This window comes from Thermus sp. 2.9, from assembly GCF_000794385.1.
GTDB classification, from domain to species: Bacteria; Deinococcota; Deinococci; order Deinococcales; family Thermaceae; genus Thermus; species Thermus thalpophilus.
Map to the genome: position 1 here is coordinate 1 of NZ_JTJB01000047.1, position 23801 is coordinate 23801.

Sequence of the window (23801 nt, forward strand, 5' to 3'; positions counted from 1 at the left end):
GGGTTCAGGGCCCGGGGGCCCGGTAAAGTTCTTCAGCCCATCCTGGGACCCGCCCGGCGCACAGCCTCGTCCACCCCATCGGCGTACTTTTGAAAGTTCTCTTGGAAGAGGGCGGCGAGCTTACGGGCCTGGCGGTCGTAGGCCTCCTTGTCCTCCCAGGTGGCGCGGGGGTCCAGAAGGTCCTGGGGCACCCCGGGCACCTCCAAGGGCACCTCAAAGCCAAAGACGGGGTCCTGGCGGTAGGGGACGCCCTCCAGAACCCCCTGGAGCGCCGCCCGCAAGAGGGCCCGGGTCACGGGCAAGGGGAAGCGCCTTCCCACCCCGTAAGGCCCCCCGGTCCAGCCGGTGTTCACCAGGTACACCCGGGGGCCGTGGCGGGCGATCTTTTCCCCCAGCATCCGGGCGTAGACCCCGGGGTGCATGGGGAGGAAGGGGGCCCCGAAGCAGGCGGAAAAGGTGGCCTTGGGCTCGGTGATGCCCCGCTCCGTGCCCGCCACCCGGGCGGTGTAGCCGGAAAGGAAGTAGTACATGGCCTGCTCCGGGGACAAGCGGGCGATGGGGGGAAGCACCCCGTAGGCGTCGGCGGAGAGGAAGAAGATGGCCTTGGGGTGGCCCGCCATCCCCGACTCCACCACGTTCTCCAGGTGGGCGATGGGGTAGGAAGAACGGGTGTTTTCCGTCTTGGAATCGTCGTCCCACTCCACCCGGCGGCTTTCCGGGTTCACCACCACGTTTTCCAAGATGGCTTCAAACTGGTTGGACGCCTTGTAGATCAAAGGCTCGTGCTCGGGGGAAAGGCGGATGACCTTGGCGTAACACCCCCCCTCAAAGTTAAACACGCCCTCCTCGCTCCAGCCGTGCTCGTCGTCCCCGATGAGGGGCCTTTCCGGATCGGTGGAAAGCGTGGTCTTGCCCGTGCCGGAAAGCCCGAAGAAGACCGCCACGTCGCCCCCCTGCCCCACGTTGGCCGAGGCGTGCATGGGGAAAACCCCTTGCTTGGGCATTAGGTAGTTCATCACCGTGAAAATGCTCTTCTTAATCTCCCCGGCGTACTTGGTGCCCACGATGAGCACCAAGCGCCTTTGGAAGCTGATGCCCACGAAGACCTCGCTCCGGGTGCCGTCCCGCTGGGGTTCGGCCAGGAAATAGGGGGCGTGGACCACGGTGAAGCCGGGCTGGAAGCGCTCCGCCTCGTCGTCTTCGGGAAAGCGGCGGGGCAGGATAAACATGTTGCGGGCGAAGAGGGCGTGCCAGGGGCTTTCCGTCACCACCCTGACCCCCAGGCGGTAGCGCCTGTCGGCTCCGGCGTAGAGGTCTTGGACATATAGGTCGCGCTCGGAAAGGTACTGGGCCACCCGCCCCAAAAGGGCCTGGAAGGCCTCCGGGGCGAAGGGCTGGTTCACCTCCCCCCACCAGATCTCCCCCTCCACCTCCGGCTCCCGCACCACGAACTTGTCCTTGGGGCTTCTCCCCGTGTAGGGAGTGGTGTCCACCACCAAGGGGCCCTTATGGGCCAGAATCCCCTCGCCTCGGCTCAAGGTGTGTTCCACCAACACCGGGGAGGCGGTGTTCCAGAAGACTTGTTTTTTGGGTTGAATGCCGATATAGCTCAGGCGGTCCATACGGGCCTCCTCCAGGCCAGGGTATCACAAGGCACATTTCCACGTTTCCACCTCAACCCTCCCCCTCCAAAAAGGCCCGGGTGAGGCGCTTGCCCAGCTCCACCCCCGGCTGGTCAAAGGCGTTCACCCCCCATAGCTCCCCTAAGAAGGCGGTCTGCCACATGAGGTGTTGCAAAAGCCACCCCACGGCGTAGGGGGACACCTGGGACAGGTAAAGGGCGTAGACCCGTTGCCCCGCCTCCGCCAGGGCCTGGTAGGTGGCCTCCGCCTCGGCCTTGAGGAGGCGAAAGAGGGTTTTGCCAAAGAGGTAGCCCGCCTCCAGGAGCTCCGCCGCCGGGGGCAGGGGGAGGTCCTCCTCCGGGCTTTCGGGAATGACCAGGGTGAGGAGCTTGTCCAAGGGCCCCTCCCGGAAAAGCTGCACCTGGGCGTGCTGGTCCTGGGGTCCAAGGGCGGGCAGGGCGGTGGTGCCCACCCGGCGGCCTTCCCGGTCCACCTTGCCCAAGGACTCATCGTGGAGCTGGACGAACCAGGCGGGAAGGTGCTTGAGACGCTCGGAATACACCATGAAGACGGTCATGGGCAGGTGGCGGTGGAGGTGGTGGAGGAGGGCGGTCTTAAGGGGAAGGCTTTCCTCCAAGGGCGCCAGGGCCAGCTCATTAGCCTTCCGCGCCCCCATGAGGAGGGCGTCCAGGTCGGCCCCGGCGAAGGCGAGGGGCAAAAGGCCCACGGGGGAGAGGACGGAAAACCGCCCCCCCACCTCCTCGGGGATGGCGAAGGCCGTAAGCCCCTCCCGCTCCGCCAGGGCCCGAAGCGCTCCCCCCTTGGGGTCCGTGGTCACCACCAGGTGCCGCCGCCAGGCTTCCCCCAGGTGCGCCTTAAGCCAGTCCAGGAAGACCAGAAGCCCCGCAAGGGTCTCCGCCGTGGCCCCGGACTTGGAGATGGCGTTCACCAGGGTCTTGGCGGGGTCCAGGGTCTTCAGGAGCTTCCGGATGGGCTCGGGCTCCACGTGGTCCACGTAGTGGAAGCGCACGCCGCTTTGGTTAAAGGCGGCCTCGAGGGCCTTGGGCCCCAGGGCGCTACCCCCGATCCCCAAGAGGACGAAGTCCTCCACCCAGGGGTTCGCCGTGCGGAAGCGGCGGATCTCCCTTAGGGTTTCCGTGTCCTCGGGGAGGTCTATCCAGCCCAGCATGGCCCCCTTCTGGCCCCGCTTGGCCAGAAGGCGCTCCCGGGCCTCTTGGAGGAGGGGGAGGTTCGCCCTTAGGTCCTCGGCGAACCCGGGGAGGAAACGGGTGTCCAGGCGCAGCATGGCCCCATCCTACCCCCAGCCGGGGTAGGCTAAGGGCATGGGCTACGTGCCCCCGCCCACGCCCCAGCACGGCCTCGAGGAGGGCCCCGTCCTCCTCAAGGACGGGCGCGCCGCCCTCCTGCGCCGGGCCACCCCGAAGGATCTTCCCCTCTTCGTGGACTTCCTGAGGCGGCTTTCCCCCGAGTCCTTGCGCATGCGCTTCTTCTCGCCCATCTCCCCGGAGAAGGCGGCGGAGCTCCTCCTTTCCGCCAAGCCCGAGGAGGAGAAGGTGACCCTCATCGTCCTCGCCGGCGACCCCCCCAGGATCGTGGCCACGGGGGAGTACGTGCGGGTCAAGGGGGAGGACACCGCCGAGGTGGCCTTCCTGGTGGACGACGCCCACCAGGGCAAAGGCCTCGGCACCCTCCTTTTGGAGCGCCTGGCCCTCCTCGCCGCCAAGCGGGGGGTGCGGCGCTTCCAGGCCTTCACCCTGGCGGAAAACCGCCAGATGCTCAACGTCTTCATGGAAAGCGGCTTCCAGGTGCGGGCCCACCGGGAGGGGGGGGAGGTGGAGGTGGAGCTGGACATCCTCCTGGAGGAGAGAACAGCGGAGCGGTTTGAGTGGCGGGAAAAGGTTTCCACCATCGCCAGCCTCCACCCCTTCTTCTTCCCCCGGGGGGTGGCGGTGGTGGGGGCGAGCCGGGACCCGGAAAGCATCGGCTACCGGGTTCTGGAAAACCTCATCTTCGGCCGCTTCCAGGGGCCCGTCTACCCGGTGAACGAGGCCATTGGCCGGGAGGGTGGCACCGTGGGCCCCCTCCTCGCCTACCCCAGCGTGGAGAGCATCCCGGGTCCCGTGGACCTGGCGGTGATCGCCGTGCCCAAGGAGCGCGTCCCTGGCGCCCTGGAGGCCTGCGGCCGCCGGGGGGTTAGGGGCGCCATCGTCCTCACCACGGGCTTCGCCCCGGAAGAGGCCAAGGCCCTGGCGGATAAGGCCCGCCGCTACGGCATGCGCCTTTTGGGGCCCGGGTCCTTGGGCCTGGTGCACACCCACCCCGAGGTGCGCCTGGCGGCGGCCTTGGCCCCTTTGCCCAAGGCTGGGCCCCTGGCCCTCTCCAGCCAGTCGGGCACCCTGGGCCGGGCGGTGATGGCCTACGCCGAGGGTATGGGTCTCGGCATCGCCTCCTTCGCCTCCTTGGGGGCCAAGGCGGATATCTCCTCCAACGACCTCTTGCAGTTCTGGGAGGAGGACGAGCGCACCCGGGTCATCCTCCTCTACCTGGAAAGCTTCGGCAACCCCAGGCGCTTCTCCCGCCTGGCGCGCAGGATCGGCAAGAAGAAGCCCATCCTGGCCGTCCACCCCTCCCGCGACCCCTTGGTGCGGGCCCTCTTCGCCCAGGCGGGGGTGATCCGGGCCAACGACCTGGAGGAGGCCTTTGACGTGGCCGCCCTCCTCTCCCTGGGCCGCCTGCCCGAAAACCCTCGGGTCCGCCTCATCTCCAACGCCTCCGGCCCTTCCAACCTGGCCCTGGAAGCCCTTCGGGAAGGGGGGCTTCAGGTGGAGCACGTGGACCTGGGCTCCACCGCCAAGGCGGAGGACTTCGCCCAGGCCCTTGAGGAGGCCCTAGCGAGCGAGGCAGGGAGCGTCTTTCTCCTCTTCGTCCCCATGGGCTTCGCCTCCGAGGAGGAGTTCTTGCGCCTGGTGGAAAGCGCCTCGGGGGAGAAGCTCCTCCTCGCCTGCGTCATGGGGGCGCCGGGGGTGCGGGCCCGGGTGTTGGGCCGGGCGGCCCTCTACCGCTTCCCCGAGTCGGCGGCCATCGCCTTGGCCCGGGCCTGGGCCTACCGGTGCTGGCGAGAAGAACCCCTTTTCTTCCCCGACTTTCCGGACCTCCGCCTGGAGGAGGCGAGGCGGCTTCTGGAGGGCAAAAAGCGCTTAAGCCGCGAGGAGGCGGAGGCCCTCCTAAAGGCCTTTGGCCTCCCCTTGGGGAAGGCGGGGGGCCTCACCCTCCGCCTCGAGGCCGAGCCCCACCCCCTCTTCGGCCCCGTGCTCTCCCTCCTCCTGCCCACCCCCCTGGGGGACCAGGCCCTGGGCCAGCGCCTTTCGCCCCTCACGGAAAAGGACGCCCGGGAGCTCCTAAAGCCCCTGGAGGGCCTCGAGGACCCCGCCCCTTACCAGGAGATCCTCCTCCGCCTCTCCCGCCTCCTGGAGGAGTTCCCTCAGGTGGAAAGCGTCCAGTTGGAACTCCAAGGGCCCAAGGTGGCCCGGTTTGAGGTGCGCCTTGCGGATCCAAAGCCCCGCTAACCCCAAGGTGAAGGCCCTCGCCGCCCTAAAGGAGCGCAAGGAGCGGGAAAGGACGGGGCTTTTCCTGGTGGAGGGGAGGCGGGAGGTGGAAAGGGCCTTGGGTGCGGGCCTCGCCCTGGAAACCTTAGTCCTGGGACCCAGGGCGCTTCCCGAAGACCGCCTCTTGGCGGGAAGCGCCCCGGTCCTGGAGCTTTCCCAAGAGGCCCTGGAGCGGGTTTCCGCCCGGGAAAACCCCGCCCAGGTCCTGGGGGTCTTCCGCATCCCCCAAAGGCGCCTGCAGGGGGTGCGCCTTCCCCCAAACCCCCTGGTCCTGGCGGTGGTGGGCCTGGAAAAGCCGGGCAACCTGGGGGCCATCCTGCGGGCGGCGGACGGGGCCGGGGCGGACCTCGTTTTGGTGGCGGAAGGGGTGGACCTCTTTAGCCCCCAGGTCATCCGCAACTCCACGGGGGCGGTCTTCGCCCTTCCGGTTTTCCCCGTGGCGGAGAAGGAGGCCTTGGCCTTCCTCAAGGCCCAGGAGCTTCGCCTGGTGGCCGCCACCCCGGAAGGGGAAAAGCTTTACTGGGAGGAGGACTACCAAAAGGGGGTGGCCTTCCTCCTAGGGGCGGAGGACGAGGGCCTGCCCCGGGCCTGGAAGGAGGCGGCCCAGGCCCGGGTGCGCATCCCCATGCGGGGGGTGGCGGACAGCCTAAACGTGAGCGTCTCCGCCGCCCTCCTCCTCTACGAGGCGGTACGCCAAAGGTCCGTGGGGCTTTTGTAAACCTGGATACGTTCCTCTCCCTAAACATTAAGTAAACTTTCTAAAGTCCGCTTCGTGTCCACGACACAATATTACCTCCCAGGGGGGAGGGTTGACAACTTAAGTAGTAGTGTTCTACGTTTAGGGATAAAAGGAGGTGAAGGCAGGTGAGGATTAGGGACTTCTTGGCTTTGGCGAAGCGGAACCCCGGATTGGCAGTAGGGGTATTTGTGAGGCTACCGATGAAATATCGGAGTGTTCTGCTGCTAGCGGTAGTTGTAGGGGGAGGGATGGTTCTAGCTTTCCATGGCCTTTCGCCTAATGGTTGTGCTCTGGATGTGAAGGATTGTCCATACATGCCGATGTAAGGCTATAAGGCTGCCAGGAGAGCCGCCATGGGCCCCATTCTCGCCGCCTTAATCCTCCTTCTCGCCGCGCCTCCCTTTGGGACCTCCCTGGCCCTTGGGGTTGGCCTTCTCCTGTTAGCCCAAAGGTTTTCTCCTACCGGCTTCCTGGGGTGGGCCTTCCTCCCGGGGCTCCTCCAGGCCTTCGGCAAGCCCCTCGCCTCCTGGCTTTCTGAGTGGGCCTGGGTCTCCTTCTTCCTCCTCCTCTATGGGCTTTTCCTCGCCGCCCAGGGCCGTCCTTGGGCAAGCTTCTTCCTCCTACCCCCCGCCCTTTTCTTGGGCCCTGGCGGGCTCTTCCTTCTGGGGGTCTTGCACGGGGTTAGCCTTTTGGAAGGCGCCCGGGCCCAGGCCCAAGCCCGGGGAGAGGCCTTCCAAGCCCCTCCCCATGCCCTGGCCATCCCCTTTCTTCTGGGCCTTTCCCTGGGAGGGCTCGCCTCTTTCACCTTGCCCCACCTTCCCCTCCCCTCCTTGCCCGAGGTGCGCTTCCCTACCCCAAGCGGGGTGCATGGACCCCCGGAGGGAGGGGTGGTCTATGGGGCCCCGGAAGGGGGGCTTCCCCTTTGGGCCCTTTGGCTGAACCGCCTCCTCCCCCACGCCCATTCCTTGGCCCTCCTTCTCCTCCTCTTCGCCCTCGTGCCCCTTTTGGGGCGGGGGGAAAGGCTCCCCTACCGGGGGGTCCACCTCCTTCCCCTTCTCCTCGCCCTCCTGGCCGGGGGCCTCTTCCTCCTCTTCCTGGGCACCTTGGGGGGCGGGGAACGTGGCCCCGCCCAAGCCACCTTCTCGGGGTCCTCCCCCCTCTTGGAGCCATCCCCCACCACCTCAATCCCGGGCCCTCGGCGCATGGCGGAGGCGGGCTTGGCCCTGGCCGGGCTTTCCGCCCTCCTCACCCTGGCCCTCCTCCTGGCCCTGGCGCTTTTCCTCTGGCGGGGCCGCTTTCTGGCCGGGGCAAAAGGGGAAGCCACCCCAAGCCCCTGGCGCCCCCGGGCCCTCCGGCGAACCTTACCCCAAGACCGGGTGCGCCGGGCTTACCTCCACGCCCTTAAGGCCCTGGGCCAGGCGGGCTTTCCCCGCCTACCCCCCGAGGGGCCTTTGGAGTACGCAAGGCGGGTCCGTGGGCTTTTCCCTAGGGTGGAAGCCCCCTTGGAGGGCCTCACCCGGCTCTACCTACCCGTGCGCTATGGGGAGGGTCTGGGGGAGGAAAGCGCACAGGAGGCAGAAGCCTACCTGGCGGATATCCTGAGGCTATGCTCCTCCAACGGGTCCAAGAAGCCCTAGCGGACCGGGTCTTCCTCCAGGAGGAGACCCTCAAGCTTTCCCTGGCCACCTTTCTGGCCGGGGGGCACCTCCTATTGGAGGACGTTCCGGGCACGGGCAAGACCACCTTCGCCAAGGCCTTGGCCCGGGTTCTGGGCCTCTCCTTTAGCCGCATCCAGATGACCCCCGACCTCTTGCCCCAGGACCTCACCGGGGTCTACCTGTACCGGGAGGGAAGCCTCCTCTGGGAGAAAGGCCCCCTCTTCGCCCAGGTCCTCCTGGTGGACGAGCTCAACCGGGCCACGCCCCGCACTCAGTCGGCCCTCCTCGAGGCCATGGGGGAGGGACAGGTAACCTTGGAAGGCCGAACCCACCCCCTCCCGCAACCCTTCTTCGTCCTGGCCACGCAAAACCCGGTGGAGGAGGAGGGCACCTACCCCCTGCCCGTGGCCCAACGGGACCGCTTCGCCGCCCGGCTCTCCCTGGGTCTTCCCGACGAGAAGGCCCTCCTTCAAGCCCTGCGGGAAAAAGACCCCTTGGAAGGCCTGGCGTCCGTGGCCCAGGCGGAGGAGCTTTTGGCCCTGAGGAAGGCGGTGCGGCGGGTGCGGGTGGCGGAGGCCCTTTTGGACTACCTCCTGGCCCTGGCCGGTTGGCTGCGGGGACGGGAGGAGGTGCGCCTTGGCCCCTCGCCCCGGGCGCTTCTCCAGGTGGAGCGCTTGGCTCAGGCCCTAGCCTTCCTGGAAGGCCGCCCCTTTGCGGTTCCCGAGGACCTCAAGCGGGCCTTCGCCGCCGCCATCCCCCACCGCCTTCTCCTAAGGCTGGAGGCGGAGCTTTCCGGGATCGCCCCCGAAGGCCTGGTGGCGGAGGCCCTGCGGGCGGTTCCTGCACCCGTGGAGCGCGCATGAGCCTCCTGGGGCTTTTGGCCCTTTTGCTCCTTTTTCTCCTCTACCGCGCCCCCTCCTATACCCGGGTCCAAGCCCACGCCCAGGACTTCCCCCCGGGCTTTCCCGGGAGGGAAGGGGAAGGGCAGGTGCGGGTGGAACTCGCAAGCCCCCTGCCGGTTTTCTTCCGCCTCGAGGCCCTTCCCTCCGCCCCCTTGGGCCTGGTGCCCCGGGCCCTTTCCGGGGTGGCCTGGGGGCGGAGCCAACGCACCTTGGCCCTCCCCTACGCCTACCGCCGGCGGGGCCTCCACCCCGTACGCCTCTCCTTCGGGCTCCAAAGCCCCTTGGGGTTTGGAAAAAGGGTTCTTGTCCTGGAGGCGGGCCAGGTCCTGGTCTACCCTGCTCTCCGGGCTCTTCCCCCCTACCGGCCTGCGCCCAGCCTCTTTCTGGAAGGCCGGGCGGCGGCCTTCGGCCTCCCCGACCCCCTGGAGGCCAAGGGCCTCCGCCCCTTCACCCCCGGGGACACCCCTAGGCTCCTGGCCCGCAAGGCCAGCGCCCGCTTGGGCTACCCCGTGGTGCGGGAGGTGGAGAAAAGCCTGCAAGGAAGCCTCTTCCTCCACATAGACACCCAAAGCCTTCACCCGGGCTACCTGGACCACGCGGCAAGCCTGGCCACCTGGCTCCTCCTCCAGGCGGAGGCCCGGGGGGAACGCTTCGGCCTTTCCGCCGGGGAAGTCCTGCCCCTGGGCCGGGGCAAGGCCCATCTGAACCGGGCCCTTGCCCTCCTCGCCCGCCTCGCCCCCACCCCTGGCCCCGCCCTCCCACCCCCCGCCCCCTGGGGGAGCACCTACCTCCTCCTTACCCAAGGAGCAGAAGATGCCTTCCTGAAAGCCGCCCTCCTGGGAGCGAGGCAGGCCCGGAAAGGGGTCCTCCTCCTTTTGCCCGAGGGCTACTTCCTTTTCCCCGGGGAGAAAGGCCGCCCGGCCCGGGGCCGCACCCCGGGGCTCCTCCGGGCCCTAGGCCTTAAAGCGGTGCTCGCCGCCCACGGCCTGGAACTCCGGGTGGTGCGGGGGAACGAGCCCCTCCGTTTATAAGCCCCCCCTCAACCCCCTTGACAAAAGGGCCTAGGGACAAAATAATGACCCTTGGTTTGACACTCTCGGCCTTTGAGCGTCAAAGGGGGGAGTGAAGATGGCTGCGGAGGTGAAGACCGTGATTAAACCCCTAGGCGACCGGGTTGTGGTGAAGCGGATTGAGGAGGAGCCCAAGACCAAGGGCGGCATCGTGCTCCCCGACACCGCCAAGGAGAAGCCCCAGAAGGGCAAGGTGATCGCGGTGGGCTCGGGCCGCATCTTGGACAACGGCCAGAAGGTGCCCCTCGAGGTCAAGGAGGGGGACATCGTGGTCTTCGCCAAGTACGGCGGCACCGAGATTGAGATTGACGGCGAGGAGTACGTGATCCTCTCCGAGCGCGACCTTTTGGCGGTTCTGCAGTAAGGAGGTGAGCTATGGCGAAGATCCTGGTGTTTGACGAGGCGGCCCGCCGGGCGCTGGAGCGCGGCGTGAACGCCGTGGCCGACGCGGTGAAGGTGACCCTTGGCCCCCGGGGCCGGAACGTGGTCCTGGAGAAGAAGTTCGGCTCCCCCACCATCACCAAGGACGGGGTGACGGTGGCCAAGGAGATTGAGCTGGAGAACCACCTGGAGAACATCGGGGCCCAGCTCCTCAAGGAGGTGGCCTCCAAGACCAACGACGTGGCGGGGGACGGCACCACCACCGCCACCGTCTTGGCCCAGGCCATCGTGCGGGAGGGCCTGAAGAACGTGGCCGCCGGGGCCAACCCCCTCGCCCTCAAGCGGGGCATTGAGAAGGCGGTGGAGGCCGCGGTGGAGAAGATCCGCTCCCTGGCCATCCCCGTGGAGGACCGCAAGGCCATTGAGGAGGTGGCCACCATCTCCGCCAACGACCCCGACGTCGGCAAGCTCATCGCCGACGCCATGGAGAAGGTGGGGAAGGAGGGGATCATCACCGTTGAGGAGTCCAAGAGCCTGGAGACCGAGCTGAAGTTCGTGGAGGGGTACCAGTTTGACAAGGGGTACATCTCCCCCTACTTCATCACTAGCCCCGACACCATGGAGGCCGTCCTCGAGGACGCCTTCATCCTCATCGTGGAGAAGAAGGTCTCCAACGTCCGCGAACTCCTCCCCATCCTGGAGCAGGTGGCCCAGACCGGTAAGCCCCTCCTCCTCATCGCCGAGGACGTGGAGGGCGAGGCCCTTGCCACCTTGGTGGTGAACAAGCTCCGGGGCACCCTCAACGTGGCCGCGGTGAAGGCCCCGGGCTTCGGCGACCGCCGCAAGGAGATGCTCAAGGACATCGCCGCCGTCACCGGTGGCACGGTGATCTCCGAGGAGCTCGGCTTCAAGCTGGAGAACGCCACCCTCTCCATGCTGGGCCGGGCCGAGCGGGTGCGCATCACCAAGGACGAGACCACCATCGTGGGCGGCAAGGGCAAGAAGGAGGACATTGAGGCCCGGATCAACGCCATCAAGAAGGAGCTGGAGACCACCGACAGCGAGTACGCCAAGGAGAAGCTCCAGGAGCGCCTGGCCAAGCTGGCGGGCGGCGTGGCGGTGATCCGGGTGGGGGCCGCCACCGAGACCGAGCTCAAGGAGAAGAAGCACCGCTTTGAGGACGCCCTCTCCGCCACCCGGGCGGCGGTGGAGGAGGGCATCGTGCCGGGCGGCGGCGTGACCCTCCTTAGGGCCATCAGCGCGGTGGACGAGCTCCTGAAGGGCCTCGAGGGCGACGAGGCCACCGGGGCCAAGATCGTGCGCCGGGCCCTGGAGGAGCCCGCCCGTCAGATCGCCGAGAACGCCGGCTACGAGGGCTCCGTCATCGTCCAGAAGATCCTCTCCGAGAGCAAGAACCTCCGCTACGGCTTCAACGCCGCCACCGGGGAGTTCGTGGACATGGTGGAGGCGGGCATCGTGGACCCCGCCAAGGTGACCCGCTCCGCCCTGCAGAACGCCGCCTCCATCGGCGCCCTCATCCTCACCACCGAGGCGGTGGTGGCGGAGAAGCCCGAGAAGAAGGAGTCCACCCCCGCCCCCGCGGGCGCCGGGGACATGGACTTCTAGCGCCCTCTAAGGGGAAGGGCCGGGTAAAACCCGGCCCTTTTTCCTTTAGAAGGGGACCGCCTCCTCCTTGGCCCCGCTCCCCCCGTTCCCCTGGAGGAAGACCTCCCGGTCGGGCACCAGGTGGGCGCGGAAGCCCTCGGCCTCGAGGGACAAGCGGGCCTCCTCCGCCACCCGAACCTCCCTTAGGGCGAAGAGGGCTTCGCCGAAGGGCCCCTGGACCTTCACGTAGAGGGGAAGCGTCCCCGGGTGCTCGTCCAAAAGGCTTTTGAAGAGGGCCACCCCCTTCTCGTCCAAAAGGGCGTGGTCCACCTCCACCTCCACCGCCTTGGGGGCCTCCGCCACCTCCTCGTGGGTCCAGGCCCCTTGGGCGATGACCCTAAGGCCCCCTTCCTCCCGCTCCACCTCCGCCAGGACCAGGAGGGGCGTGTCCTCCTTGAGCTTGGGGGAGACCCCCTCGTAGGCCCGGCCAAAGGCCACCACCTCCAAGGCCCCCGTCTCGTCGGAAAGGGTGAAGCGGGCCATCATGCCCCCGCTTTTGGTGGGCTTGCGCACCACCTCCTCCACCATGCCCGCCAGGAGGACCCGGGACCGGGGCGGTAGCCCCCGCACGAACTCCTCCAGCTCCTCCAAGGCGCAACTCGCCGCCTCTTTGAGCCCGGGGTAGCGGAGCACGGGGTGGCCGGACACGTAGATGCCCAAAGCCTCCTTCTCGTAGCGGAGGCGGGTGATCTCGTCCAAGGGCTCGGCCTCCACCAATGGGGGCTCCTCCACCTCGGCGAAGAGGCCCAGCATCCCCGAGCGGGCCCGCTCCCGGCTTTCCGCCGCCCAGCGGAGGAGGGGCTCTAGGGAGGCGAGGAGGCGCGCCCGGTCCCCGAAGGCGTCAAAGGCCCCCGCCTTGATAAGGGACTCGAGGGTCCGCTTATTCACCACCTTCTCGTCCAGGCGCTTCAGGAAGTCCCCCAGGCTCCTAAAGGGCCCTCCCCGCTCCCTCTCCTCCAGGATGGCCTCCGCCGCCGCCTCCCCCACGTTCTTCACCGCGGAGAGGCCGAAGAGGATCTCCTCCCCCACCACCTTGAAGTCAAAGCCGGAGCGGTTGATGTCCGGGGGCAGGACGGGGATGCCCATGGCCCGGGCGTCGCGGATGTACTCCGCCACCTTGTCCGAGTCGTGGCGCTCCACGCTGAGGAGGGCGGCCATGAACTCCACGGGGTAGTGGGCCTTCACGTAGGCGGTCTGGTAGGAGAGGAGGCTGTAGGCGGCGGCGTGGGAGTTGTGGACGATCACGTCCTGGGCCACGAAGGTGTGGGTTCCCTCCACCGTGAGGTCAAAGACCTCCTCCTCGCCCAAGGCCTCCAAGGCCTCCACCTGGTCCCAGTAGATCTCGGCCCCAACCAGGCGCTGAAGGGCGAGGCCTCCGGTGAGGAGGGCGAGCCGCCCGAGCGTGGCGCGGGCCAAGCCCTCCCGCCCCTTCCCCGGGCGCAGGAGCCCTTGGGCCAGGCCCGCTTCCGCCAGGAGGGCCGCCACACCCTCCGGAGAGGCCTGCGCCACCGCCTCCCGCACCAGGGGCAAGGGGGCGGGGGGAACGACGTCCTTGGTGCTCCGCCCGCCCTCCTCCCAAGTGGCCAGGAGCGCCTCCAGGTCCCGGGCCCGCTTACCCACCAGGTAGGGCCCCACCCAACGGGCGAAGGTGCGGGCGCCCTCGAGGCCACCCAACAGGTAGACCACCCATCCCTTGCGCCCCCCCCGGTAGGGGAAGTCCTTGGCCGAAAGCCGGCTCTGCAGGCCAAGGCGCAGGAGGAGGTGCTGCACCCCCCGGGCCAGGGCCTCCGAGGCGGCGGCGTAGTGGATGAGCCGCCCCTTGAGGTCTATCCCCCCATCCCCCACCCAAAGCCGGCCCAGGAGGCGGGCCACCCCTTCGGGGGGAAGCCCAAAGACCTCCTGGGGAAGCTGTTTTTCCCGAGCGGAAAGGCCAAGCAAACCCAACCCCCGCAAAAACGCCACCGCCTCCGCCGGGCGCTTCCCATCCCTTCGGCCCACGTAGACGTGGGCCACGCCCCTTTGCCAGGCCACCTTGGCCCGGGTGTTGGCGAAGGCCTCCAAGGCCTCCAGCATGGCGGCCAACTCCTCCTCCGAGGAGGTGTAGAGGCAAAACCCCGAGGGGTGGCGAAGGTTGCCCTTGGCCAGGGCGAAGCCCAAAAGGTCCAGCTCGTGGGGCTTGAGGTTCGTGGAAGGAAGGTAGGGGAGGTGGCGGGGCAGGGCCACAAAGTCCCCTGGCTTCAGCGCCCCCAAGGGACGCCAGCCCTCGGGGGTGTAGAGGGGGTGGTTGGCCGTGGCCTCGAGGACCCGTCCCGTGGCAGTGCGCAGGCGGAAGACCTGGGCCCGGCCGCTGGAAAAGGCCGCCACCACCGGCCGGGGCACCAGGCGAAGGGTGTTCTCGTCCAGGGAAACCACCCAGACCCCCTCCGCCTCCCCCCGGACGATGGCCCCCACGGAAACCGGCCTGCCCGTGCGGTAGTCCACCACCTGCGCCCGGGCGGGCAGGCACTTGTTGAAGCCATAGTTGGCGAAGGCCTCCAGCATGTCAAAAAGCCGGTTGGCCTCCTCCTCCGGCACGCCCCGCTCCGTAGCCCCCCGCACGAAGCGCTCCCGGTGTTTTTGCATCTCCTCCACCTTCTTTTTTCCCATGGCCCTCCGGAGAAGGTCCGCCTCCCCCAGGGAATACCCCGCCACCGCCGAGGCGATCTGCATGATCTGCTCCTGGTAGACGGGGATGCCGTAGGTCTCGTCCAGGATGGGCCTCAGGTATTTCTCCGCGTGGGGGAACTCGGCGTAGCTCACGGGCTCCTGGCCGTGGTGGCGGCGGATGTAGGTGGGGATGTGCTCCATGGGCCCGGGGCGGTAGAGGGAAACCAAGGCGATGATGTCCTCCACCCGCCTGGGCTTGAGCCCCCGCACCGTGGCCGTCATACCCCCTGACTCCAACTGGAAAATCCCCTTGGTCTCCCCCCGGGCGAGGAGCTCAAAGGTCTTGGGGTCGTCCAGGGGAAGCCGATCGTAGTCCAGGACCACCCCCTTGGACTCCTCCACGATCCGCTTGGCCTCTTCCAAAAAGGTGAGGGTGCGGAGGCCCAGGAAGTCCATCTTCAAAAGGCCCAAGGCCTCCACCGCTCCCATGTCGTACTGGGTCACGGGGCGGCCTTCCTGGTCCCGCATGAGGGGGACGAGGTCGGTGAGGGGCTCGGCGGCGATCACCACCCCGGCAGCGTGCACGGAGGCGTGGCGGTTCAGACCCTCCAGCCGCATGGCCACCTCTATAACCTCCCGCACCTTGGGGTCTTTTTCCATCTCCGCCCTGAGCTCCGGCACCACCTGGATGGCCTCGGCCAAGGGCTTGGGCTTGCCGAACTGCACGGGGATGAGCTTGGCCAGCTCCTCCGCCTTCTTGTGGGGGATGCCGTAGACCCGGGCCACGTCCTTCAGGGCCGCCTTGGAGGCCAGGCTGCCGAAGGTGCCGATCTGGGCCACCTTGTCCTCCCCGTACCGCTCCCGCACGTACTGGATCACCTGGTCCCGCTTGCGGTCGGAAAAGTCCGTGTCTATGTCCGGCATGGACACCCGCTCGGGGTTCAGGAAGCGCTCAAAGAGGAGGCCGAAGCGCAAGGGGTCAATGTTGGTGATACCCACGGCGTAGGCCACCAGGCTCCCCGCCGCACTCCCCCGCCCGGGGCCCACGGAAACCCCGTGCTCCTTGGCCCAGTTGATGTAGTCCTGCACGATGAGGAAGTAGCCGGGAAAGCCCATGCGCTCAATGACGGAAAGCTCGTAAAGGGCCCGGTGCAAAATGGCCTCCGCCCCCCACTCCCTCACCCCCTCCAAGGGGGGAAGCCCGGCCATGAGCCTTTCCCAAGCCTCCTTCTCCACCTGGGCCAGGGCCTCGGCCAGGGCCTTGCCGTCCCCGTGGGGGGGCATTTTCCCCAAGCGGCGGAAGAGCTCCCGGTAAAACGCCGGGGTAATGCGGTCGGGGTAGCGGTCAAGGAGGCCCTTGAGGGTGAGCTCCATGAGGTACTGGGCCTCCGTGCGCCCTTCGGGGAGGGGGAAGCGGGGGATGCGGTAGACCATCTTGTCCCCGATGGGGAGGTCCACGTTGCACAGGCGGGCGATCTCCACCGTGTTGTCAAAGGGCTCGTCCCCCCATTCCTCCTCGGGGAGCATGGCCCGCATCTCCTCCGGGGTCTTCACGTAAAACTCGTCGCAGGGGAAACGCCAGCGGTCGGGGTCGTCCAGGGTGCTCTTGGACTGGATGGCCAAAAGCACCTCGTGGGCCCGGGCGTCCTCCTTGCGCACGTAGTGGCCGTCGTTGGTGGCCACCATCCCCAGGCCGTACTTCCTGGCGAACTCCTTGAGGACCTGGTTCACCTTTTTCTGCTCGGGAAGGCCGTGGTTTTGGATCTCAATGAAGAAGCGGTCGCCGAAGATGGAAAGGTACTCGTTGAGCCGGGCCTCCGCCAGGTCCAGGCGGTCCTGCAGGATGAACTGGGGGATCTCCGCCCCCAAGCAGCCGGAGAGGGCGATGAGGCCCTCGGCGTGCTCCCGCAGGATCTCTCGGTCAATGCGGGGCTTTTCGTAAAAACCTTCCAGGTAGGCCCGGCTCGCCAGGCGCACCAGGTTCTGGTAGCCCCGAAAGTCCTTGGCGAGGAGGGTGAGGTGGAAGTATCCCCCGTCCAGGCCCTTGCCCCGCTTGCGGTCGTAGCGGCTTTCCGCCGCCACGTAGGCCTCGTACCCCAGGATGGGCTTCACGCCCATGGAGGTGGCCTTCTTGTAAAACTCCACCGCGCCGAAGAGGTTCCCGTGGTCGGTGATGGCCAAAGCGGGGTCCTCGGGGGAGACCTCCTTGACCCACTTGAGGAGGTCGGAAAGCTTGGCCGCCCCGTCCAGGAGGGAGAACTGGGTGTGCTGGTGCAGGTGGGCAAAGCGGAGTTTGCGGCCCATATCCTCCCATCCTAGCTTGACTCCCCCCCGCCCAGGGGGCAAAGTGGGGGAGATGACCTTGGGGGAGCTGCGGGAAGAAGTCTGGAACGCCCTGGCCCGCTATGGGCTAGCCCTCCACCCCACCCCCCCCCACGGCCACCACCCCAACTTCCTGGGGGCCAAGAAGGCGGCGGAGCGCCTCCTCAAGGCCCCGGAGTTTCAGGGGGCCAGGCGCATCCTGGCCGGGATGGACGCCGTGCTCAAGCCCTTACGGGAAGAGGCCCTGCGCCAGGGAAAAGAGCTCCTCCTCCCCCACCCGGACCGGCCGGGGGAGTTTTTGCTCCTCAAGGACCTGGACCCCAGGCGGCTCAAGCGGGTGCGGGAGGCCTACCGCTACGGGGTGCCCGTGGCCCTCGGGGGCCAGGCCATAGACCTCGTCCTCATTGGGGCGGTGGCGGTGGACGAGGAGGGGGGCTGGGTGGGGAAGGGCTACGGCTTTCCCCAGGCCTGGCTCCAGGTGGAGGCCCCCTTCGCCACCCTGGCCCACCCGGTGATGGTCTACCCCAGGCTCCCCATTCCCCCCGAGCGGCGGGTGGACCTTATCGCCACGCCACAGCGGCTCATCCGGCCCGGAGGCCCAAGATGAGCCCCCCCACGAAGCTCGCCCCGAAGGGCAGGTTGTAGGTGAGGGTGGCGAGGAGCCTCTCCCAAAGGCTCTTTAGGCCGGGCTGCTGGAGCAAGGGCTCCACGTCCCGCTGGATGCGGGTCCAGTCCACCTCCACGTAGCCGGCCTGGGCGAGGAGCTGCAGGGCCACGAAGAGAAGCCCCAAGGCCAGGGCGAGAAGGCGGCCCACCTTCTTCAAGGCGTAGCCCACGGCGTAGCCGGCCAGGCCGCCAAAGGTCATCTGCCCGAGGTAAGGGGTGAGGTCGGGGAGCTCCACGCCTCCCACCCTAGCGGGGCAAGGCCCTTGAGGCAACTAGGCGAGGCCCAGGAGGTGGGCTTCCCGCTTCATGGCCTCCAGCACAAAGGCCAGGTGCTCGTCCAAGGGGACCCCCAGCTCCTCGGCCCCCAGTCGGATCTCCTCCCGGTTTACCCCCTTGGCGAAGGCCTTGTCCTTGAACTTCTTCTTCAGGCTGGAGAGCTCCAGGCCCAAGATGGAGCGGTCTGGGCGCACGTAGACCGCGGCGGCGATGAGGCCCGTGAGCTCGTCCACGGCGAAAAGGGCCTTGGCCATGCGGCTTTCCCGGGGCACCCCGGTGTAGCTGGCGTGGGCCAGGATGGCCTTTAGGACCTCCTCGGGGTAGCCCAGGCGCCTAAGCTCCTCCACCCCCCGGTAGGGGTGTTCCTCCGGGTACTTCTCGTAGTCCATGTCGTGGAGGACCCCGGCCATGGCCCAAAGCTCCTCGTCCTCCCCAAAGCGGCGGGCGTAGGCCCGCATGGCCACCTCCACCGCCCGCATGTGCCGGCGCAAGGACGGGCTTTCCGTCCAGGCCTCCATGAGGGCCAGGGCTTCCTCAAAGCGCGGCATGCCCTAAAGTATAGCCATGCGCATCGGCTACGGGGAGGATAGCCACCTTCTTGCCGAGGGAAGGCCCCTCTACCTCTGCGGCTTAGAGATCCCAAGCCCCGTGGGGGCGGTGGCCCACTCCGACGGGGACGCCGCCCTCCACGCCCTCACCGACGCCCTCTTGGCCGCCTACGGCCTCGGGGACATCGGCCTCCTCTTTCCCGACGATGACCCCCGCTGGCGCGGGGTGAGGAGCGAGGTCTTCCTGCACCAGGCCTTGTCCCGGGTGGAGGCCTTGGGGGGGCGGCTTTTTCAGGTGAGCCTCGTCCTCACCCTGGACCGGCCCAAGCTTTCCCCCCACCGCCAGGCCCTCGTGGAAAACCTAGCCCGCCTCCTGGGGCTTCCCCAAGACCGCGTGGGCTTAAGCTTCAAGACCTCGGAGGGCCTCTTCCCTTCCCACGTCCAGGCCCGGGCCCTGGTGCTTTTGGATGGTTGAGGCGCTGGTCTGGATCGGTACCCTGGTCTTCGCCGCCACCGGGGCCCTGAAGGGGGTGGAGAAGGGGTTTGACCTCCTTGGCGTTTTGGTCCTGGCCACGGTGACGGCGGTGGGTGGCGGCTCCATCCGCGACGTCCTGGTGGGCACCCTTCCCCCGAGCGCCCTCCAAAACGAGCCTCTCCTGTGGAGCGTGGTGGGGGTGGGGGTTTTGGTCTTCCGCTTCCACCCCCGGGTGCAGGCCCTGGAAAAGCCCATCTACTACCTGGACACCCTGGGCCTAGGCCTCTTCGCCGCCTTGGGGGCGGAAAGGGGGCTGGCGGCGGGCCTGGGGCCCTTTGGGGTGGCCTTGGCGGGGACCCTTTCCGGGGTGGGGGGTGGGGTCTTGCGGCACGTGCTCTCCGGCGAGGTGCCCGGGATCCTCTACCGGGCCGGGGACCTCTACGCCTCCGCCGCCTTGGTGGGGGCCTTGCTGGTCTACGCCCTTCACGGAAGCCACCCCGAGCTCTCCCTCTTCGCCGGGGCCTTGGCCACGGTGTTCCTCCGGGTCTTCGGCCGGCGGCTTGGGCTTAGGCTCCCCACCCCCCGCTAGGGCCCTACTTCAGCTTGGCCAGCTCCTGGCGGGCCCTTTCCTGGTCGTAGCGGTCAGCGGCGGTCTTGGCGGGAAGGGAAAGGGCGGTTTCCAGCTGCTTTTTCGCCTCCTCCTTCTTGTTCCAGGCGGCGAGCACCTTGGCGTACTCCACCCGGTGAATGATGACATTGGGCTCCAGTTCTATGGCCTTTTTCATCAGGGGCTCCACTTTTCCCCCGTCCGCCCCCTGGGTGGCGGCCACCAGCCAGCCCTTTTGCACCAGTTCAAAGTGCCAAAGGGCCAGGGCCACCATGGCCCCGGCATGGTCGGGCTTGAGCTTCAGGGTCCTTTCCAAATCGCTACGGATGCGGGGGGCGAGCCCCTCGGAAAGGGCCTCGAGGATCCCCTTGAACTGGGAAAGCCGCCCCAAGGCGCGGGCCCGCTCAAAGTAGCCCTCCGGGTAGCCCGGATCCTTGGCGATGGCCTGGGAGGCGGCCTTTTCCGCCTTCTCAAACCAGGCCCGCTTCTCTTCAGGCTTGGCCTCGTAAAGGGCGTAGAAGCTCGCCCCCTTGGCCGCCAAGGCCAAGGCCTCCGCGGTGCCCAGCTTGAGGCCCGCTTCATAGGCCTCCTGGAAGCGCCCCGCATCCACCAAGGCCGCCACCTGGGAAGCCTGGGCCAGGGCCAAGGACAAGAGCGCCGATATAAGGATCGCCGTCCATCGCTTCATGGGTTTCACCCGATGGGATTATACCGGGTACAAGACAGGGGACGTAAACTGGAAGCCATGAAGCCTATTTGGGGATGGATGGTTATCCTTTTCCTTCTCGCTCCCCTGGTTCGGGCCCAAGGGGCCGAGGAGTATTTCGCCCGCTGCCAGAGGCTATACGACCAAGGGGCCCTGGAAAGCGCCAAACTCACCTGCGAGCTCGCCTTGGTGAGCGACCCCAACCACGCCCCAAGCCTCCGCCTCCTTGCCCGCATCGCCTTGGAAAAGGGCGACCTAGCGCAGGCGGAGGCTTACCTGGAGCGCTTGGGGGACGACCCCGAGGGCCAGGTCCTGAAGGCGCGGCTCCTTTTGGCCCAGAGGAAGCCGGGGGAGGTCCTGCGCCTCCCCTTGGGGCAGGAGCCCGAGGCGAGGCTGGTGCGGGCCTTGGCCCTCGAGGCCCTAAAGCGGCCGGAGGAGGCCCTGGCCGAGGCCCAAGCCCTCCCCCCCACCCCGGAGGTGCGCCTCCTTTTGGCCCGGCTCCACCTGAGCCTGGGCAACCCCGAGGCGGCCCTATTGGTCTTGGGCTCCACCCGGGAGGAAAGGCTGGAGCGGGGGCGCCTTCTCTTCCTCACGGGGCGGCCCGGGGAAGCCGCTTCGCTTTTGGAAAACCTCCTCCCGGAGCTCTTGGGAAGGCCCGACCTAAAGGCCCAGGCCCTTTCCACCCTGACCCTGGCCTACCTCGGCCAAGGGGACTTGGGCCGGGGGCTTGCCGCCTTGGGGCAACTGGCCCAGGTGGAAAACCTCCCCGGGCGCTTCCTGGCCAAGGCCTGGCCCTGGCTCCTCGCCCTCCTCGCCTTCTTGGTCCTGGTCCTTTTAGGGGAAAGCCGCATTGAGCCCCTGCGCACCGTGGAGGTGGTGGAAGACCCCCTGCCGGGGCCGGGAAGCCTCTACCTCCTGGCCCTCCTCGCCCTCCTTTTGGCCCTGGGCTTCGCCGCTTTTGTGGGCAAGCTCCTTTTCGCCAACCTCCTCGCCTTCCTCACCCCCTACCAGGGGGCGGAGGTGCTCCCGAGCCTCTACCTGGCCTACGGGGCCTTCCTCCTCCTGGGCCTTCTCCTTTGGCAAAGGAAAAGGCTTCCCGCCCTTTTGGGCCCTTGGGGAAGCTGGGTGGAGGGGTTTTGGGTGGGGCCGGCCTTGGTCCTTCTCCTTTTCCTCTATGGCCTCCTCCGCCCGTTTTTAGGCCTATCCACCCTCCCCCTAAACCTCCTCGCCTTCCTGGGCCTGGCCCTCATGGAGCCCTTCTTCCGCGGCCTCGTCCCCCTGGTCTTCAAGGAGCGGTACAAGGACCTTGCCCCCGCCCTTTCCGCCCTCTTTTTCGCCTTGGTGGTGCCGGGGCCCACCCTCCTCCTCCTCCTCCTGGGGGCCGGGCTTCTTTGGGCCAAGGAGCGGGCGGGAAGCGTGGTGGGGCTTAGCCTGGGCTGGGTGGTGGCGGGGGTGGTCCTTTCCCTCTTCCCCGCCCGTTGGCTAAGGCGCTTCTAGCATGCGCCCCGTGTTTTTCCTCTCCGACTTCGGCCTTCAGGACCCCTACGTGGGGGTGGTGAAGGCGGTCTTGGCCCAGAGGGCCCCCGGGGTGCAGGTGGTGGACCTGGCCCACGACCTCCCGCCCCAGGACCTGCGGCGGGCGGCCTACGCCCTCTTTGAGGCGGTGCCCTACCTGCCCGAGGGGAGCGTGGTCCTGGCGGTGGTGGACCCGGGGGTGGGGACGAAGAGGCGGGCCACGGCCGCCCTGGGCCGCCGGGCCTACGTGGGGCCGGACAACGGGCTTTTCACCCTGGCCTGGCTCCTGGACCCGCCCCGGCGGGCCTACGCCTTAGAAGAGCCCGCCCCCCCTCTCCCCCAAGGGGTGGAGCCCTTACCCGGCTGGCGCCCGGGGGGGTTCACCTTCCACGGCCGCGACCGCTTCGCCCCCGCCGCCGCCCACCTGGCCTTAGGGCTTCCCCCGGAAGCTTTGGGTGAGGAGGTGCCGGTGGAAAGCCTTCTCCGCCTCCCCCTAAGCCTCACCCCGGGGCCGGAAGGGGAGGTCCTCACCTTTGACCGCTTCGGCAACGCCATCACCACGCTCCTCCAGGCCCCCTTGGGGGGGTGGGTGGCGGTGGCGGGCAGGAGGGTCCCCATCCGCCGCACCTTCGGCGAGGTAGGGGAGGGGGAGGCGGTGGCCTACCTGGGGAGCGCCGGGCTTTTGGAGATCGGCGTGAACCGGGGAAGCGCCCGGGAGGCCTTGGGCCTAACGGAGGGCCTGGCGGTGCGCCTCATAGGTCCTTGACCCAGGCCGCCACCTCGTCCAGGTATTCCCGGGCGGTGAAGTCCAGGCTCACCGGGGTGATGGAGATGTAGCCCCGCCGCACCGCCCAGAGGTCCGTCCCCTCCTCCTCCTCCCCCACGGGGGTGCCAGCGATCCAGTAGTAGGGCCGGCCCTCGGGGTCTAGCCGCTCCACCACGGTGTCCTCAAAGTGGTGGGTGGAAAGCCGGGTGACCTTCACCCCCTTGGGGGTGCCAGCGGGGAAGTTCACGTTGAGGAGCACCCCTTTGGGCAAGCCCCTTTCCGCCACCAGGCGGGCGATCCTCACCGCGTGGCGGGCCGCCTCGCTGAAGTCCAACTCCTCGCCGGAGGTGTCCAGGCTGAAGGCGATGGCGGGGATGCCCAAGGAGGTGGCCTCGAGGGCCGCGGCCACCGTGCCCGAGTGGGTGAGGTCTAGCCCCAGGTTCACCCCGATGTTGATGCCCGAAACCACCAGGTCGGGCCGCCCCAGGAGGTGCACCCCCAGGACCACGCAGTCCGCCGGGGTGCCGTCCACCCGGTAGGCGGGGATCTCCCCGAAGCCTGCGCTAGCCGTGTGCTTGAAGCGCAAGGGGCGGCGCACGGTGATGCCGTGGCCCACCGCCGACTGCTCCACGTCGGGGGCCACCACAAAAACCTCCCCCAAGGCCCGCATGGCCAGGCCCAAGGCCTTGATCCCCGGGGAAAAGATGCCGTCGTCGTTGGAAACCAGGACGCGCATGCCCTAAGCCTAAAGCAAAGGAAGCCCCAAGAGGGGCTTCCCCGAGGGCTTTTGCCCGTTAGATGCGGCGGACCTTCTTGGCCTGGGGACCCTTGCCGCCCCGGCCGGGCTCCACCTCAAACTCCACCCGCTCCCCCTCGTTCAGGGTACGAAACCCTTCGGCCTCAATGGCCGAGAAGTGCACGAACACGTCCGGACCCTCTTCCTGCTGGATGAACCCGTAGCCTTTTTCCGCGTTGAACCACTTAACGGTACCCTTCTTCATGCTTCTCCTTCATCCCGAAAACCCACTTGGCTTTCCAGGGACTCCCCACTATCCCACGGGGGGAGGGAAAAGTCAAGCCCCCCCGGGAAACCCCGGGGGAGGCTCGGCCTGCGCCTAATGGGAATGCCCGCCCTCGTGCACGTGGCCGTGCAGGAGCTCCTCGGGGGTGGCATCCCGCACCTTCACCACCTCCACGTCAAAGTCCAGGTCCTTGCCCGCCAAGGGGTGGTTGAAGTCAATGGTGACCTCCTCCCCCTGGACCTCCACCACGGTGAGGGGCATGGGGTTCCCCTCCATGTCCTGGGCGTAGAACTGGGCCCCGGGGGCCACCTCGGCGTCCTCGGGGAAGGCGGAGAGGGGCACCACCTGCACCCCTTCCGGGTCGTGGGGGCCGTAGGCCTTCTCCGCCGGCACGTGGGCCTGGAAGACCTCGCCCTCCTCGCGGCCCTCCAGGGCCTCCTCGAGGCCCCGGATGAGGTTGCCGTGCCCGTGCAGGTAGGAAAGCTCCCCCTGGTCCAAGACCTCCCCCTCCACCTGGAGGGTGTAGCGAATGGTGACCACCTTGTCCTGTGCTACCTTCATGTTCACCCTTCCGCAAGCTTAGGGCTTG

The 23801-nt window shown here is 67.9% G+C and carries 21 protein-coding genes; 12 read left to right on the forward strand and 9 right to left on the reverse strand.

Annotated elements, in window-relative coordinates:
* Positions 1-32: 32 nt before the first annotated feature.
* Positions 33-1622, reverse strand: coding sequence for a phosphoenolpyruvate carboxykinase (ATP) (gene pckA / locus QT17_RS11415; protein WP_039460118.1), 1590 nt, complete (start codon positions 1620-1622; stop codon positions 33-35).
* 52 nt (positions 1623-1674) lie between these two features.
* On the reverse strand, positions 1675-2928 hold the full coding sequence (gene pgi / locus QT17_RS11420; RefSeq protein ID WP_039460120.1) for a glucose-6-phosphate isomerase: 1254 nt from the start codon (positions 2926-2928) through the stop codon (positions 1675-1677).
* A gap of 37 nt (positions 2929-2965) precedes the next feature.
* On the opposite strand from pgi, the gene QT17_RS11425 reads away from it, so the two are divergent.
* From QT17_RS11425 to groL, 7 genes are all read left to right on the forward strand, one after another.
* Positions 2966-5209: a GNAT family N-acetyltransferase gene (locus QT17_RS11425; protein ID WP_039460122.1), complete on the forward strand. Its 2244-nt coding sequence runs from the start codon at positions 2966-2968 to the stop codon at positions 5207-5209.
* Positions 5187-5966, forward strand: coding sequence for an RNA methyltransferase (locus QT17_RS11430; protein ID WP_039460123.1), 780 nt, complete (start codon positions 5187-5189; stop codon positions 5964-5966). Before QT17_RS11425 ends, QT17_RS11430 begins: the two co-directional genes overlap by 23 nt.
* 374 nt (positions 5967-6340) lie before the next feature.
* A complete protein-coding gene (locus tag QT17_RS11435) occupies positions 6341-7624 on the forward strand; it encodes a DUF4129 domain-containing protein (protein ID WP_039460125.1) in 1284 nt (427 codons plus the stop codon).
* On the forward strand, positions 7594-8508 hold the full coding sequence (locus tag QT17_RS11440; RefSeq protein WP_039460126.1) for a MoxR family ATPase: 915 nt from the start codon (positions 7594-7596) through the stop codon (positions 8506-8508). Before QT17_RS11435 ends, QT17_RS11440 begins: the two co-directional genes overlap by 31 nt.
* Positions 8505-9578 carry a DUF58 domain-containing protein gene (locus tag QT17_RS11445; RefSeq protein WP_200883402.1) on the forward strand — a complete coding sequence of 358 codons (1074 nt, stop codon included), beginning with the start codon at positions 8505-8507 and terminating at the stop codon, positions 9576-9578. Before QT17_RS11440 ends, QT17_RS11445 begins: the two co-directional genes overlap by 4 nt.
* Positions 9579-9675: 97 nt before the next feature.
* Positions 9676-9981: a co-chaperone GroES gene (gene groES, locus QT17_RS11450; RefSeq protein ID WP_015716023.1), complete on the forward strand. Its 306-nt coding sequence runs from the start codon at positions 9676-9678 to the stop codon at positions 9979-9981.
* A gap of 11 nt (positions 9982-9992) precedes the next feature.
* Positions 9993-11624, forward strand: a complete 1632-nt coding sequence (gene groL, locus QT17_RS11455; protein WP_039460128.1) for a chaperonin GroEL — start codon at positions 9993-9995, stop codon at positions 11622-11624.
* 45 nt (positions 11625-11669) lie between these two features.
* On the opposite strand, the gene dnaE is transcribed toward groL, so the two are convergent.
* Positions 11670-16613 carry a DNA polymerase III subunit alpha gene (gene dnaE / locus QT17_RS11460; protein ID WP_039460130.1) on the reverse strand — a complete coding sequence of 1648 codons (4944 nt, stop codon included), beginning with the start codon at positions 16611-16613 and terminating at the stop codon, positions 11670-11672.
* 52 nt (positions 16614-16665) lie between these two features.
* Between dnaE and QT17_RS11465 the strand changes: the two genes are divergently transcribed.
* Positions 16666-17238: a 5-formyltetrahydrofolate cyclo-ligase gene (locus QT17_RS11465; protein ID WP_039460131.1), complete on the forward strand. Its 573-nt coding sequence runs from the start codon at positions 16666-16668 to the stop codon at positions 17236-17238.
* On the opposite strand, the gene QT17_RS11470 is transcribed toward QT17_RS11465, so the two are convergent.
* Together QT17_RS11470 and QT17_RS11475 are read right to left on the reverse strand one after the other, a co-directional pair.
* The gene (locus QT17_RS11470) at positions 17213-17533 is read right to left on the reverse strand and encodes an FUN14 domain-containing protein (protein ID WP_039460133.1); all 321 of its coding nucleotides are present in this window, start codon (positions 17531-17533) and stop codon (positions 17213-17215) included. The two genes, QT17_RS11465 and QT17_RS11470, sit on opposite strands and share 26 nt — an antisense overlap.
* A 36-nt stretch (positions 17534-17569) precedes the next feature.
* Complete coding sequence (locus QT17_RS11475) at positions 17570-18121, reverse strand: HD domain-containing protein (protein ID WP_039460135.1); 552 nt, start codon at positions 18119-18121, stop codon at positions 17570-17572.
* Positions 18122-18137: 16 nt separating this feature from the next.
* Between QT17_RS11475 and ispF the strand changes: the two genes are divergently transcribed.
* Positions 18138-18596, forward strand: a complete 459-nt coding sequence (gene ispF, locus QT17_RS11480; RefSeq protein ID WP_039460137.1) for a 2-C-methyl-D-erythritol 2,4-cyclodiphosphate synthase — start codon at positions 18138-18140, stop codon at positions 18594-18596.
* The gene (locus tag QT17_RS11485; RefSeq protein ID WP_039460139.1) at positions 18589-19185 is read left to right on the forward strand and encodes a trimeric intracellular cation channel family protein; all 597 of its coding nucleotides are present in this window, start codon (positions 18589-18591) and stop codon (positions 19183-19185) included. Before ispF ends, QT17_RS11485 begins: the two co-directional genes overlap by 8 nt.
* A gap of 4 nt (positions 19186-19189) precedes the next feature.
* On the opposite strand, the gene QT17_RS11490 is transcribed toward QT17_RS11485, so the two are convergent.
* Complete coding sequence (locus QT17_RS11490) at positions 19190-19891, reverse strand: hypothetical protein (RefSeq protein WP_200883403.1); 702 nt, start codon at positions 19889-19891, stop codon at positions 19190-19192.
* Between the two features lie 57 nt (positions 19892-19948).
* On the opposite strand from QT17_RS11490, the gene QT17_RS11495 reads away from it, so the two are divergent.
* Both QT17_RS11495 and QT17_RS11500 read left to right on the forward strand, forming a co-directional pair.
* The gene (locus QT17_RS11495; protein WP_039460142.1) at positions 19949-21406 is read left to right on the forward strand and encodes an abortive infection protein; all 1458 of its coding nucleotides are present in this window, start codon (positions 19949-19951) and stop codon (positions 21404-21406) included.
* Position 21407: 1 nt separating this feature from the next.
* The gene (locus QT17_RS11500; RefSeq protein WP_039460144.1) at positions 21408-22190 is read left to right on the forward strand and encodes an S-adenosyl-l-methionine hydroxide adenosyltransferase family protein; all 783 of its coding nucleotides are present in this window, start codon (positions 21408-21410) and stop codon (positions 22188-22190) included.
* Here QT17_RS11500 and surE read toward each other — a convergent pair.
* From surE to QT17_RS11515, 3 genes are all read right to left on the reverse strand, one after another.
* Entirely contained in the window at positions 22177-22926 is a 750-nt protein-coding gene (gene surE / locus QT17_RS11505; RefSeq protein WP_039460146.1) for a 5'/3'-nucleotidase SurE, read from the reverse strand. The genes QT17_RS11500 and surE overlap by 14 nt on opposite strands.
* A gap of 58 nt (positions 22927-22984) precedes the next feature.
* Entirely contained in the window at positions 22985-23191 is a 207-nt protein-coding gene (locus QT17_RS11510; protein WP_016330342.1) for a cold-shock protein, read from the reverse strand.
* A 114-nt stretch (positions 23192-23305) separates the two neighbouring features.
* Positions 23306-23773, reverse strand: a complete 468-nt coding sequence (locus tag QT17_RS11515) for a peptidylprolyl isomerase (RefSeq protein ID WP_039460148.1) — start codon at positions 23771-23773, stop codon at positions 23306-23308.
* Positions 23774-23801 lie beyond the last annotated feature (28 nt).